The organism is Parafrankia irregularis (assembly GCF_001536285.1).
In the GTDB taxonomy this organism is placed as follows: Bacteria; Actinomycetota; Actinomycetes; order Frankiales; family Frankiaceae; genus Parafrankia; species Parafrankia irregularis.
Window position 1 is genome coordinate 465,939 of record NZ_FAOZ01000003.1, and the last position, 14,363, is coordinate 480,301.

The window sequence follows — 14,363 nt, forward strand, 5'->3', positions numbered from 1 at the left end:
TTTCCGCCAGCCATCGTTTTTCTGGAGTTCCCTCAGATGACTTCGCGTCGCCGTGCCCACCGATTCGGGTCCTTATTCCTCGCGGCTACCGCCGCGCTCACCTTCGCCGCGTGCAGCGTCGAGTCGGACGACGACAGCGGCACGCCATCAGCCGGGGGGGCTACTCCCGAGGCGTATCCACCTCCGCCGGCCTCGGCGACCGCGCCCGGGGTCACCTCCGACAGCATAAAGATCGGCTTTGTCTATCCCGACCTGGAGAAGGTCAAGCAGTATGTGGATGTCGACCACGGTGACTATCAGGCCGTCTTCCAGGCACTGGTCGACAAGGTGAACAAGGACGGCGGCATCGCCGGCCGCAGAATCGTTCCGGTGTTCGGCGCGGTCGATGTGCTGTCGCCCGCCGGGGCCTCGGAGACCTGCGTCAGGCTGACCGAGGACGAGAAGGTCTTCGCCGCGCTCGGCAGCCTCAACGCCGAAGATGTGAACTGCTATGTGCAGACCCACAAGACGCTGGTCGTCGGCGGCGATCTCACCGCCGAGCGCTATGCCAGGGCCCAGGCGCCCTGGGTTTCCGACCTCCGAGGCGGCGACGAGCTCGGCGAGGGCCTGCAGCTGTACATCGACAAGGGCGTCCTGCGGGGCAGGAAGCTCGCGGTCGTCGCCTACCGCGACGACCAGGCCGTCCTGGACAAGGTCGTCCTGTCCACCCTGCGCTCGAAGAACATTCCCGTCACCGAGACGGGTGTTCTCGACGCCGACACCACCGACCCCGCCGCCGTCTCGTCGCAGCTGAACGTCTTCATCCAGAAGTTCCAGTCGGCGGGTGTGGACACCGTGCTCCTCGTCGGAGGCTCCCAGGCCCAGTTCCCGACCGAACTGCAGAAGACCGGCTATCGCCCCCGCCTGTTGTTCGCGAATGCCAACACGGCCAGTTCCTACGTGCTGACGAATCGAAACGGCGATCTCAGCGTCCTCGACGACTCACTCGCCCTCGGGCAGGCGACGAACTACTCCGACCCGAAGATCAACCCGTGTAGCTCCACGGTCGAGGCCGCCCTGCCCCAGACCAGGGGAAAGATCGTCGAGCCGGCCCTCACGCCTGCCGGGCAACCCTCCTGGGGCACCTCCGAATCCGTGGCCTGCCGCTACCTGACCCTGTTCCAGGCCATCGCCGAGAAGGCAGGCAAGGACCTCACCTACAAATCCTTCCAGGACGCCGCCTTCTCGCTGGGCAGCTTCCACATACCGACGCTCGTCGACGCGGCGACGTACAGCCGCCAGTCGCCGGCCGGCGACATCCCGCCGACGATCCTTCCGTGGGATCCGGCGAAGAAGGCGTTTCTTTCCGCCGGCTGACCAGCCGTTGCCCGAACGCCGCCCCGCCCGGCCGGCGACAAACGGCCGGGCGGCGGCTCACCCGAGCAGGCCGGCCACCGGGACACCGGGCCACCGGTGTCAGGAGACAGGACATGTCGTTCCCGCTTCCGGTCGGAGAGACACCGCGCATGCCGGGCGAACCGCGCCATGGAGAGGAAAAGTCATGACCGCCACCGCGTTGACCCCCGGCAAGGTCGCGGACCTGCTCTCCCAGCTCACGCTGGAGCAGAAGGTCGCCCAGCTCACCGGATTCGCCGTCACCGACCTCGTCGTGCGTCCGACCAGCCCCAGGCCCGGCGGCGCGGGCGCGGGCGCGGAGAAGGCCGGCCCGACCATCGACGTCGAACGGTTGCCGGCGCTGCGGCCGCACGGGGTGGGGCACCTGTCACTGGGGTGGTTCCTCGGCCACGACGCCGACAGCCTGCGGTCCGATCTCGCGCGGGTCCAGGCGGCGGTGCGCGAGGCGACACCGTTCGGGATCGGGGCGCTCGTGCACATCGAGGCGATCAGCGGCCTGCTGCACAGCTCGGGCCCGCAGTTCCCGACCTCCTGGGCGCAGGCGGCCACCTGGGAGCCGGCGCTTGTGACGCGCGCCGCCGCCGTGACCGCCGCCCAGATGCGCGCCGCCGGGATCCAGCACGCGCTGTCACCGGTCATGGATCTCGCCCGGGATCCACGGTGGGGCCGCGTGCACGAGACCTACGGGGAGGACCCGGAGCTCGCCGCGCAGTTCTCCGTCGCGTTCGTGCGCGGCATCCAGGGCACCGACGGCTCCTCCGGAGTGCTCGCGACGGGCAAGCACTTCGTCGGTTACGGCGCCTCCGAAGGAGGGCTCAACCAGGCCGCCACCCAGCTCGGCCGGCGCGCGCTCGTCGACGAGTACGCCGAGCCGTTCCGCCGCGCCATCGCCGAGGCCGACCTCGCGACCATCATGAACTCCTACAACGAGATCGACGGCGTCCCCTGCGTCGCGGACCGCTGGCTGCTCACCGAGCTGCTGCGCGACCAGCTCGGCTTCACCGGCCTCGTCGTCAGCGACTACGACTCCGTGACACTGCAGACCCGCTTCTTCCACACCGCGGACTCGCCGGGGCGGGCCGCCGTCCAGGCGGTCAGCGCCGGCCTCGACGTCGAGCTCCCCGGCGACACCAACTACTCCCACCTGGTCGAGGAGGTCAGGAGCGGCCGGTTCGACGAGTCGATCATCGACACCGCCGCCGCCCGCGTCCTCACCGCCAAGGCCCGCGCCGGCCTCATCCCCGGCATGTCGGCGCGCGGACCCGCTCCCGCACCCAGGACACCGGATCCCGGCGAGCCGGCGGCGGTACGCCGTGCCATCGCCGAGCGGGGCATCGTCCTGCTCGACAACGACGGGACACTGCCGCTCACGCCCCGGGCCGGCCGCATCGTGGTGGTCGGCCCCGCGGCCGACGAGCTGCGCATCCACTTCGGCGCCTACACCTCGGTCTCGAACGCCGAGGTGCCGCTGGGGATGGTCGCGGTGATGACCGGGCAGGTCCCCGGCGTCGACCCGGCGACCTTCGTCTTCACCGACATCTTCCAGCCCCGGATGCCGGGGATGGACGAACGGTTCGAGGCCGAGGCCCGCAGGCTCCACCCTGACGCGCCCACCGTGCTCGACGCGCTGCGGCAGGCCGACCCGTCCGTCGTGTACGTCCCCCTCGGGCGGTTCGAGGCCGCCGCCGAGCACCCGCTGGACAGCGCCGCCGCCGAGCACCCGCTGGACAGCGCCGCCGTCGAGCAGGCGGTGGCCGGTGCCGACATCGTCGTCGCCGTGGTCGGCGAACGGACCGGCTGGGTCGGCAACAACACCGCCGGGGAAGGCCAGTCGACTGCCTCCCCCACCCTGCCAGGCGACCAGGAGGCGCTCGTCGCCCTGCTGGCAGCCACGGGGAAGCCGCTGGTGACCGTGGTCGTCTCCGGGCGGCCGCTCCTGCTCGGCGCCGTCGCCCAGGCCTCCAACGCGGTCCTGCTCGCACCGCTGCTCGGCGAGGAGGCTGGCGCCGCGATCGCCGACACGCTCTTCGGCACGGTCAACCCCAGCGGCAAGCTGCCCAGCACCTTCCCCCGCCACCTCGGCCAGGTGCCCCTCTACCACGGGCACCACTACGGCAGTGGCTACGACCACCCGACGGGCTCCCGGCACGGCTACAACGACCTGGCCGACAACAGCCCGCTCTACCCCTTCGGCCACGGCCTGTCCTACAGCACGTTCGAGGTCGCCCTCGACGACTCCGCCGGGGCGGCCGTCGAGTATGTCGACGGGCTCCTGCGTGCCCGGCTCGCCGCGGCCAACACCAGCGGCGTCGACGGCGAGACCGTCGTCCAGCTCTACGCCCGCGACGAGGCGGCGACCGTGGTCCGCCCCGTCCGTCGGCTGATCGGTTTCACCCGGCTGACGCTGGCTGCGGGGCAGCGCGCGACCGTCTCGCTCGAAGCTCCCGTGGAGCGCCTGTTCTACACACAGGTCGACGGCACCCGGGGCATCGAGGCCGGCGAGGTGACCCTGCTCGCCGGCTTCAGCAGCGACGATATCCGCGCCCACGCCACGATCACCGTTCCCGCGCGCACCGCCTGACCAGATCGGAGTCGAAGGTTCGATGGCATCTCCGTGGAAAGCCAGCTTCATCGCGCAGGCGGGCGCTTCGGCCGACGGCCGGCCGGCGCCGTACCTGCGAAGGGACTTCACCGTCGGCGGCGGGCTGCGGTCAGCGACCCTGCAGGTCACCGCCCTCGGCCTGATCGAGGCGCACCTGAACGGCAGCCGGGTCGGCGACGAGGTCCTCGCCCCGGGCTGGACGTCCTACGCGCACCGGCTCGTCGTCAGCAGGCATGAGGTCACCGACCTGCTGGTCGAGGGGGCGAACACGATCGGCGCGGTCCTCGGCGAAGGTTGGGCGGTGGGGCGGCTGACCTGGGAGGAGGGCCGGCGGGCGGTGTGGGCCGGCCGGCCCGCGGCCTTCCTGCAGCTCGAACTCGACTACGGCGACCGGGTCGAGGTGGTCGGCAGCGACGCCTCGTGGCGTGTGGGGACCGGCGCGGTCCTCGCCGACAGCCTCTACGACGGCGAGACCTACGACGCCCGGCTGCACCCGGTGGGCTGGTGCGAGCCCGGATTCGGCGACGCCGCCTGGTCCGCCGCGGAGATCGTCGACCGCGGGCTCGACGCCCTCGTCACCGGCGAGGCTCCGCCGATCCGGCGGATCGAGGAGCTGGCGGTCGTGGAGGTCCTGACAACACCCACGGGCCGGACGGTCGCCGACTTCGGGCAGAACCTGACGGGCTGGGTCCGTCTCACTGTCCGCGGCGACGCCGGAACAACCGTCACCCTGCGCCACGCCGAGACGCTCATCGACGGCGAGCCCGACTTCCGCACCAACCGGAGCGCACTGGCGACGGACCGTTACACCCTGCGCGGTGACCCCGCCGGGGAGACCTGGGAGCCGCGGTTCACCTTCCACGGCTTCCGTTATGTGGACGTGGACGGCTGGCCAGGCGAGCTCACCGCCGACGCGCTGGTGGCCGTCGTCGTCCACAGCGACGTCCGCCGCACCGGCTGGTTCGAGACCTCGAACGAGCTCGTCAACCAGCTGCACCGCAACGTCGTCTGGTCCCTGCGCGGCAACATCGTCGGCGTTCCGAGCGACTGCCCGCAGCGCGACGAGCGCCTCGGCTGGACCGGTGACCTCAACGCCTTCGCCCCCACCGCCGCCTTCCTCTACGACATGCGCGGCCTGCTGGGCTCCTGGCTGACCGACCTCGCCGCCGAACAGGCCGAGAAGGGCCACGTGCCACTCGTCGTCCCGGACGCGCTCACCATGCCGATCACCACGCCGACGGCACTGTGGGCGGATGTCGCGGTGAGCCTGCCGTGGGCGCTCTACCAGGAGTACGGAGACCCGGCGGTTCTCGCCCGCCAGTACCCGTCCATGACGGCGTTCATGGACGGTGTCGAGGCGATGCTCGACGAACGGGGTCTGTGGAACAGCGGCTTCCAGTTCGGCGACTGGCTGGACCCCGACGCTCCGGCGAACAACCCCGCCGGGGGAAAGACCGACCCCTACGTCGTCGCCACCGCCTACCTGTGCAGGACGACCCGTGAGCTGGCCCGCACCGCCCGGGTTCTGGGGCACGCCGAGGACGCCACCCGGTACGAGGCACTGCACCGGCGGGTGCGCGCGGCGTTCCGCGACGAATGGGTCACTCCCGCCGGGCTCCTCGCCGCCGACACCGTCACCGCCTACGCGCTGGTCGTCTGCTTCGACCTCCTCGAACCGGCGCAGCTGACGCGTGCCGGCAGGCGGCTCGCCGAGCTGGTCGCCAAGGCCGGGCACCGCATCAGCACCGGCTTCGCCGGCACGCCGCTCGTCGCGCACGCCCTGAGCCGCACCGGCCAGCTCGACATCGCCTACCGACTGCTCCTGCAGACCGAGTGCCCGTCCTTCCTCTACCCGGTGACCCGGGGCGCGACGACGATCTGGGAACGGTGGGACGCCATCAGGCCCGACGGCTCGCTGAACGACACCGGCATGACCTCGCTCAACCACTACGCCCTCGGCGCGATCGCCGACTGGCTGCACCGCGTCGTCGGAGGACTCGAGCCGGCCGAGCCCGGCTACCGCCGCATCCGGATCGCCCCCCGGCCCGGCGGCGGGCTCACCCACGCCACCGTCACCCACGACACCCCGCTCGGGCGCGTCCGCGTCCGCTGGCGGCACGACCCGGACGGCCGCCTGGCCGTCGACGCCACCATTCCCGCGGGCGCCGTCGCCGAGGTCGTCCTCCCCCACCATCCGGAAGGGCTGACCGAACAGGTCGCCGAAGGAGACCACCACTGGGAGTACGACGTCCCGCCCGCCGCGCAGGATCGCCCCGGCTACACCCTCGACACGCCGTTGAACGTCCTTTTCCGCGACACCACCACCTGGGCCGCGCTGCGCGCCGTCCTGCGCCGGCACCTGCCGCAGTTCGGCGACGCGGACACCGGTACCGAGCCCTCCCTGCCGAACCTTCGTACGCTGCTGCTCTACTTCCCCGGCCAGGCCGCAGCCATCGAGAACGATCTGGCCGCCATCCTCCAGGCGTGACGCGGGCCCGCGCGGCCTTGTCCGAGTGACCGGGCTGGCTACCGGGCCGGCGACCGGGCCTCGGACGTCGCGGTCGCCCCGCCTCTGCGCCCAGACCGTTCAGACAGCGCTGGCGGTCGCGTCTTCGGCGGCCAGGGCCGCCGCCGCGCGGTACTTCTCCCGGATCTCAGGACACGGCGGTGCGGTGTGGGTGGCGGCGTCCACCGCCGGCCAGTCGGGCTGACCGGCGAGCAGCACCGCGGCGGCCTGGCGGGCGGCGCCGTCCGCGACATACTCACCGGGCGACGGGATGGCGACCGGGACACCGAGAACCGCCGGCGCCAGTGCGCGGACCGCCCGTGAGCGGGCGCCGCCGCCGACCATCGTCACCCGCCCGACGTCGACGTTCTGCGCCCGCATGACGTCGACGCACTCGGCCATCAGGCACAGCAGGCCCTCGACCGACGCGCGGGCGAGGTTCTCCCGGGTCGTCGAGGCGAGGGAGAGGCCGTGCAGCGAGCCGGTGGCGGTGGGCAGGTTCGGGGTGCGTTCCCCTTCGAGGTAGGGCACGAACACCAGCCCGCCCGCACCCGGCTCGGCACGCAGGGCGAGGGTGTCGAGCGTGTCGTGGTCGACCTCGAGAAGCCGGCGGGTGACGTCGAGGACGCGGCTGGCGTTGAGAGTGCAGGCCAGCGGGAGATGGTGGCCGGTGGCGTCGGCGAAACCGGCCACCGCGCCGGAGGCGTCCCGGGTGCCGACCCGCGACACAGCCGCGACCACGCCCGAGGTGCCGAGTGACAGCAGGCACGCGCCCGGCCGCAGTCCCAGGCCCAGGGCCGCACCGGCGTTGTCGCCGCAGCCGGGGCCCAGCAACAGATGCCCGAGCCCGGCGCCGGGGTCGCCGCGGCCCACTGCCTCGCCGGGCGCCGCGACCTCGGGAAGGCGAATCCGCGCGGTCTCGCCGGGGGTGCGCCGCAACGCGAGCGCGAGCAGGTCGCGACGGTAGCCGCCGGCGGGCGCAGGATGCCCACCGAAGGCGTCGGCTGCACGGCCGGAGGTGCCCGTGGCACCGTCTGGAACGTCCGCGGTACCGGCGGAGGCGTCGTAGTAGCCGGTGCCCGAGGCGTCGGAGCGGTCGGTGCGTAGCGTGTCGAGCGAACGGGCTCCGGCCAGCCGCCAGGTGAGCCAGTCATGCGGCAGGGCGATCGCGGCGATGCGTACCGCGGCGTCCGGCTCGTGATCGGCAAGCCAGCGCAGCTTGGCCACGGTGAACGACGCGACCGGGACCGAGCCCACCGCGCCGGCCCACGCGGCGGCGCCCGCCGCGGGGTCGCCGCCGCCGAGGTCGGTGACGAGGTCCCGGGCCGCCTGGGCCGAGCGGGTGTCGTTCCAGAGCAGTGCCGGCCGGATGACGTCGCCGTCGGAATCCAGGCAGATCATGCCGTGTTGCTGGCCGGCGACCGAGATCGCGGCGACGTCGCCCAGCCCGCCGGCGCGGTCGGCCGCGGTGCGCAGCGCGGTCCACCAGTGCTCGGGGTCGAGCTCGGTGCCGTCGGGATGCGGTGCGCTGCCGGCACGGACGAACCTGCCGGACCCGGCCTCACGGATGACGACCTTGCACGACTGGGTCGACGAATCGACGCCCGCAACCAGGGTCATCGTCTTCTCCCGCTGCGCTCGGCGCGGTCAGCCGAGCAGGTGCTCGACGGCGAGCTGCTGCAGTCGGACGAAACCGAAGTCTCGTTCGGCCGCCTTGTCGGGGTCAAAGCCGTCCTGGTCGGCCAGCAGGTCGGCCGCGGTCTCACCGGGCGCCAGGGTCGGCTCGGCGAGTTCGAGTACGCCGGCGTAGGCCATCGCCTCCCGCACCCGGGGGTCCGCGCGGAACCGCTCCGCCTTCTCGGCGAGCAGCAGATAGGTCGCCATGCACGCCCGCGCCGACTCCCAGACACCGGCCAGATGCTCCGTCCGCGACGGCTTGTAGTCGAAGTGGCGGGGCCCGGTGTAGCGCGGGCCGTCGGGGTAGCCGGGGAAGCCGTTCTCGATCAGGTCGACCGTGAAGAACGCCGACAGCAGGTCGCCGTGACCGAAGACCAGGTCCTGGTCGTACTTCAGGCCTCGCTGGCCGTTGAGGTCGAGGTGGAACAGCTTCCCGCTCCACAGCGCCTGACCGAGCGCGTGGGTGTAGTTGAGATTCGCCATCTGCTCGTGGCCGGTCTCCGGGTTGAGCCCGACGATGTCACCGTGCTCAAGCTCCGCGATGAGCGCCAGCGCGTGCCCGACGGTCGGCAGGAAGATGTCACCACGCGGCTCGTTCGGCTTCGGCTCCAGCGCGATCCGCAGGTCGTAGCCCTGCGACCTGATGTAGCCGGCGACGGTGTCGATGCCCTCCCGATAGCGTTCCATGGCCGCGTAGACGTCCTTCGACCCGTCGTACTCGCCGCCCTCGCGGCCGCCCCACATCACGAAGGTGCTCGCGCCCAACTGGGCGGCGATCTCCACGGCGCGCAGCACCTTGCGCAGCGCGAACCGGCGCACCGACCGGTCGTTGGACGTCAGCCCGCCGTCCTTGAAGACCGGGTGGGTGAAGGTGTTGGTGGTGACCATCTCGATCACCAGCCCGGCGGCATCCGCCGCGTCCCGGAGCCGGCGGACCCGCTGATCGCGAGTCGCCTCGTCGGCGTCGAACGGGAACACGTCGTTGTCGTGGAAGGTGATCCCCCACGCCCCGAGCTCGGCCAGCCGGCCGGCGTACTCCCAGGGGTCCAGCACCGGACGGGTCGCGGCACCGAACGGGTCCGCCCCGGGCCAGCCCACCGTCCACAGCCCGAACGAGAACCTGTCCTGGCTCGTCGGTTGCCGCACCATCCCGCATCCCACCCTTCCCGCCGAGGAACTTGCACGCACTAGTAGGCGCTGTTAACTTACAGCCCATCACTAGCGCCCGCTAGTGCTCCGGAAGACGCCGAACGAATCCCGACCACGCGAGAACGTTCGACCCGATCGCCGCGGACCGCACGACAAGATCCGCTACCGCTGTCCGTTCCGTGATCCCGTCGGCCCGGTGGCCCGGCGAGATCGCCGGCGCCAACCGACACTCCCACGCGGAGGACACCCTCAGATGGAACTGACACGAGAATTCCTGCGGGCCGCCGGTCTGCCCGGCGAGGATCCGCGGGAGCTGCCGAGCAGCATCGGGCGCTTCCCTGACGGCGCGGCCTACCGGACCGAGATTCCGAGCGTCGAGGGGCCGGAGGCGCTGGCCGCGGTGCTGGCGGAGGCGGACCAGCGGGCCGTGCCGGTGCACCGCGTCTCCCAGGGCAGCGGCGGGCTGCTGCTCACCCAGGCCGAGCTGCGCACCATGGCCGAACTCGGCGCGGCAGCCGGGATCGAGGTCAGCCTGTTCGCCCGGCCGCTGGCCGGCTGGGACGTCGGCGCCGCCTCCCTCGCCCCCGGCGCCGCGGGCCTCGGGGCCCAGGCCCGCGGCGTCGAGCAGCTCGTCCACGTGCTGGAGGACATCCGCCGGATGACCGAGGCCGGAATCCGCGGGACCCTGGTGACAGACCTCGGTGTGCTGTCGATCGCCGCGCAGATGCGAGCCGCCGGGGAACTGCCCGCCGATCTACGTTTCAAGACCAGCGTGCAGATGGGGCTGGCGAACCCGGCCTCGATCCGGATCGCCGCCCGGCTGGGCGCCGACTCGTACAACGTCCCGACCGACCTGTCACTCGCGCAGATCGCGGCGGTGCGCGCCGCGGTGGACATCCCGATCGACCTGTACGTGGAAGCGCCCGACGACCTCGGCGGCTTCGTGCGGCATTTCGAGATCGCCGAGATCGTCCGCGTCGCCGCGCCGGTCTACCTGAAGTTCGGGCTGCGGGGCGCCCCCAACATCTACCCAGCAGGGACGCATCTGACCGCCACGGCGATCGCACTCGGCCGTGAACGGGTCCGCCGGGCCGAGATCGGCCTGGAACTCCTTCACCGCTACGCACCCGACCTGGCGTCCGCCGGTTCGGTGCTGCCCGCCGCCGACCTGGCCGTGCCGGCACCAACCACCGAGGCAACCACGGCACCGACCAGTCAGCCGGTGCCGACCACCGAGCCGTCCTCGACCCACACCCCGGCGGTGGCACGATGAAAATCGCGCAGTTGGAGACGTTCGTCCTCGGCACCCCCTGGCGTGACCTGACCTACGTGCGGCTGCGCACCGACGACGGCCTGGTCGGCGTCGGTGAGACACGCATGCTCGGCCACACCCGCGCGCTGCTGGGCTATCTGGCCGAGGCCGGCGACAACCACGTCCTCGGCTCCGACCCGTTCGACATCGAGTCTCTTGTCGGCCGGATGAAACGCGGCGACTACGGCCGCGCCGGCGAGATCGTCATGTCCGGCATCGCCTGTGTCGAGATGGCCTGCTGGGACATCGTCGGCAAGGCACTCGGGCAACCCGTCTGGCGGCTGCTCGGCGGTGCGGTCCGCGACCGGATCAAGGCCTACGCCAACGGCTGGTACACCGTCGAGCGCACCCCGGAGGAGTTCCACGCCGCCGCCCGCCGGGTCGTGGAACGCGGCTACCAGGCTCTCAAGTTCGACCCGTTCGGCCCCGGCTGGGCCGAACTCGAACCCGCCGAGCGACGCCGCTCGATCAGCCTCGTCGAAGCCGTCCGCGACGCCGTCGGCCCGGACGTCGAGATCCTCGTCGAGATGCACGGCCGGTTCTCACCCCACGAGGCCATCCGGATCTCCGCCGCGGTCGCGGAGTTCGAACCGTCGTGGGTCGAGGAGCCGGTACCACCGGAGAACCTTCGCGCGCTGGCCAAGGCCGCCGCCGGCATCGCGCTGCCCGTCGCCACCGGCGAACGCATCCACGACCGGATCGAATACCGCGAACTGTTCGACCTCGGCGCCGCCGACATCATCCAGCCCGACATCGGCCACCTCGGCGGCATCGCCGAAACCCGCAAACTCGCCGCCACCGCCGAGACCCACTACATCCTCGTCGCCCCGCACAACGTCGGCGGCCCAGTCCTCACCGCCGCCAACCTCCACCTCGCCGCCACCACCCCCAACTTCAAGATCCAGGAACACTTCAACGACTTCGCCGACGAGGAGGTCAAACTGGCAGCCCCCGGATGCCCGCCCGTCGTCGACGGCTACTTCGCCCTGCCCACCGCACCCGGCCTCGGAGTGGAACTCGACATCGACTTCATCCGCGACCGGCCCTCCCAGGGCGCCCACTTCGACCTCTATCAGGAAGGCTGGGAACTGCGCGGGACCCGGCCGGCAAGAGGTCCCGCCGCGGCCGGCCGAACACCGTGACCACCGTCTGGATCGACAGCCCCGGTCATCTCGCCCTGCGCGCGTCCACGCCCGCCGCCCCAGGCCCGGGAGAGGCCCTGGTCCGGGTCGCCTGGGCCGGCATCTGCGGGTCCGACCGGGAGATCCTGCGCGGCACCCGCCCGGCCTCCTACGTCACCTACCCTGTCGTGCCAGGCCACGAATGGTCCGGCACCGTGACAGCCGTCGGGCCCGGCGTGGACGGAGCGCTGGTCGGCCGCGCCGTCGTCGGTGAAGGATTCCGTGCCTGCCGGATGTGTGGGCCCTGCTGGCAAGGCGACACCAACCTCTGCGACGGCCCCTACGACGAGACCGGGTTCACCCGGGCCGGAGCCTGGGCCGACGAACTGGTCGTACCGGCAGCCCTGCTGCACCCCCTGCCGGACGGCACCGACCTGCGAGCAGCCGCCGTCCTGGAGCCGGCGGCCTGCTCCGCCGCCGCCTGCCTGCGCGCCGCACCCGTGCCCGGCACGCGCATCGCCGTCGTCGGCGCCGGCACGCTCGGCCTGCTCGCCCTGCAGCTCCTCGCCGCCGGCGGGCCGGACGAACTGATCGCGATCGATCCGCGCTCCGGCCGGGACGAGCTGGCCACGGCCTGCGGCGCCACCGCGACGATCAGCCCACTGCAGGCAGGAGCTCAGCCCTGGCGAGGCCGCTTCGACGCCGTGGTCGAAACCGCCGGCGCACCCGGCAGCGCACTACTCGCCACCACGCTCGCCCGCCGCGGCGCGACGGTCGTCCTCACCGGCCTGGCCGCCCGCGACGACAGCCCACTCCCCCCGATCGACCTGGTCACCAACCAGCTGACAGTCCACACCGTCTTCGGAGCACCGTCCCGTGCCTGGACTCACGCGGTCCGTGCGTTCACCAGCGGGATGCTGCGGCCCGACCTCGTCATCAGCCACGACCTCCCCCTGCGCGACGTCGACCGTGCCTTCGAACTCCTCGACGGCGGCGGGCCCGGGGTGACCAAGATCCTGCTCAGCCCGTAGCCCAGCCCGTCGTTCCACCGCGACAGACCGAGAGCTCCTGATGCCCCCCTCGAAAGCGCCCACCCCGCCGACCGAACCGTCCGCCACGACACCGGAGGCACTCGAGCGGATACTCGCCGCCGCCTCGGCCGCGGCCGCCCCCTACGGCGCGCTCTCCCCCCAGGACCGGGCCCGCATGCTGCGCGAGGTCGCCGCCGCTCTCGACGCCGACACCGACGCGCTGGTCGGCCTGGCCGGTGAGGAGACGCGGCTGCCCGAGCCGCGGCTGCGGGGCGAGCTCGTGCGCACCACGTTCCAGCTCCGGCTGTTCGCCGACCTGCTCGATGACGGCGCCTACCTGGAAGCGGCCCTCGACGCCCCTGACTCGGGCTGGCCGACCGGGCCCCGCCCGGACCTGCGGCGCATGCTCGTTCCGGTGGGTCCGGTGATCGTCTTCGCCGCGTCGAACTTCCCGTTCGCGTTCAGCGTCGCCGGTGGCGACACCGCCGCCGCCCTCGCCGCCGGCTGCCCGGTACTACTCAAAGCACACCCCGGGCACCCCGAGCTGTCGCGGCACACCGCCCGCCTGGTGACGGAGGCGCTCGCCGGCGCCGGCGCGCCCGGCGGGGTCTTCGCGCTCGTCGAAGGCGACACCGCCGGCCGCGACGCCCTCGTCGACCCGCGGGTCCGGGCCGGCGCGTTCACCGGATCCCTCCGGGTCGGGCGGCTGCTGTTCGACCTCGCCGCCGGCAGGCCGGACCCGGTCCCCTTCTACGGCGAGCTGGGCAGCATCAACCCCGTCTTCGTCACCCCGGGCGCGGCCCATAGCCGCGGAGCCGAGATCTGGGCGGGCTACGTCGAGTCCTTCGCCCTCGGCGCCGGCCAGTTCTGCACCAAGCCGGGGCTCCTGCTGGCCCCGGCCGGCGCGGCCGAAGACGCACTGACCGCGGCGCTGTCCGGGCGAGCCGGTGCGCCGCTGCTCAACGAGCGCATCGAGCACGGCTTCCAGGCGGGCCTGGGCACGCTGACCGGGCATCCGGCGGTGCGAGTGCTCACCGCCGGCGACGCAGCGGGTGGCACGGCGGGCGCGGTCAGGCCCTCGCTGCTCGCCACCACCGCGCGCGACCTGCTCGCCGACCTCGACGTCATCGGCGCCGAGGTCTTCGGCCCCGCGTCCGTCCTGGTCACCTACACGGACCCGGCCGAGCTGACCGCGGTCGCGGGGGCCATCCAGGGCCAGCTGACCGCGACCGTCCACGGCGACGCCGACGACCCCGTGGACGCCGCCCTCAGCCGGGACCTGCTTCGCGAGCTGTCCCGGCGGGCCGGCCGGGTGCTCTGGAACGGCTGGCCGACCGGCGTCTCGGTCACCCACGCGATGACCCACGGCGGCCCCTACCCCGCGACCACCTCGACGTTCACCTCCGTCGGGACGACGTCGATCGGCCGTTTCCTCCGCCCGGTCACCTACCAGGGGGTTCCGGACGCGCTGCTGCCGGCGGCGCTGCGCGACGCCAACCCGTGGAAGCTGCCGCGGCGACACGACGGCCGGCCGGCCATCCCGGATGACACCGGCCCGGCCCGGGCATGA

9 protein-coding genes are annotated in these 14,363 nt (G+C 72.5%); 7 read left to right on the plus strand and 2 right to left on the minus strand.

What is annotated here, in order from left to right; translation table 11 throughout:
- Positions 1-36: 36 nt before the first annotated feature.
- From AWX74_RS06840 to AWX74_RS06850, 3 genes are all read left to right on the plus strand, one after another.
- On the plus strand, positions 37-1,356 hold the full coding sequence (locus tag AWX74_RS06840) for an ABC transporter substrate-binding protein (protein WP_091272757.1): 1,320 nt from the start codon (positions 37-39) through the stop codon (positions 1,354-1,356).
- A gap of 184 nt (positions 1,357-1,540) precedes the next feature.
- Positions 1,541-3,976: a glycoside hydrolase family 3 N-terminal domain-containing protein gene (locus AWX74_RS06845; RefSeq protein ID WP_091272759.1), complete on the plus strand. Its 2,436-nt coding sequence runs from the start codon at positions 1,541-1,543 to the stop codon at positions 3,974-3,976.
- 22 nt (positions 3,977-3,998) lie between these two features.
- The gene (locus tag AWX74_RS06850) at positions 3,999-6,485 is read left to right on the plus strand and encodes an alpha-L-rhamnosidase (RefSeq protein ID WP_091272762.1); all 2,487 of its coding nucleotides are present in this window, start codon (positions 3,999-4,001) and stop codon (positions 6,483-6,485) included.
- A gap of 99 nt (positions 6,486-6,584) precedes the next feature.
- Here the strand turns inward: AWX74_RS06850 and AWX74_RS06855 are convergent, their stop codons facing one another.
- Entirely contained in the window at positions 6,585-8,123 is a 1,539-nt protein-coding gene (locus AWX74_RS06855) for an FGGY family carbohydrate kinase (protein ID WP_091272765.1), read from the minus strand.
- A 27-nt stretch (positions 8,124-8,150) separates the two neighbouring features.
- Positions 8,151-9,329 (minus strand): xylose isomerase, encoded by a 1,179-nt coding sequence (gene xylA, locus AWX74_RS06860; RefSeq protein ID WP_091272767.1) that lies wholly within the window; start codon positions 9,327-9,329, stop codon positions 8,151-8,153.
- 253 nt (positions 9,330-9,582) lie between these two features.
- Between xylA and AWX74_RS06865 the strand changes: the two genes are divergently transcribed.
- The 4 genes from AWX74_RS06865 to AWX74_RS06880 are packed head-to-tail and all read left to right on the plus strand — an operon-like array spanning position 9,583 to position 14,363.
- Entirely contained in the window at positions 9,583-10,602 is a 1,020-nt protein-coding gene (locus AWX74_RS06865) for a U32 family peptidase (RefSeq protein ID WP_091272769.1), read from the plus strand.
- Complete coding sequence (locus AWX74_RS06870; protein WP_091272771.1) at positions 10,599-11,783, plus strand: mandelate racemase/muconate lactonizing enzyme family protein; 1,185 nt, start codon at positions 10,599-10,601, stop codon at positions 11,781-11,783. The genes AWX74_RS06865 and AWX74_RS06870 overlap by 4 nt, the downstream gene beginning before the upstream one ends.
- Positions 11,780-12,793, plus strand: coding sequence for a zinc-dependent alcohol dehydrogenase (locus AWX74_RS06875; protein WP_193209659.1), 1,014 nt, complete (start codon positions 11,780-11,782; stop codon positions 12,791-12,793). Before AWX74_RS06870 ends, AWX74_RS06875 begins: the two co-directional genes overlap by 4 nt.
- Positions 12,794-12,833: 40 nt before the next feature.
- Positions 12,834-14,363, plus strand: coding sequence for an aldehyde dehydrogenase (NADP(+)) (locus AWX74_RS06880; protein ID WP_091272773.1), 1,530 nt, complete (start codon positions 12,834-12,836; stop codon positions 14,361-14,363).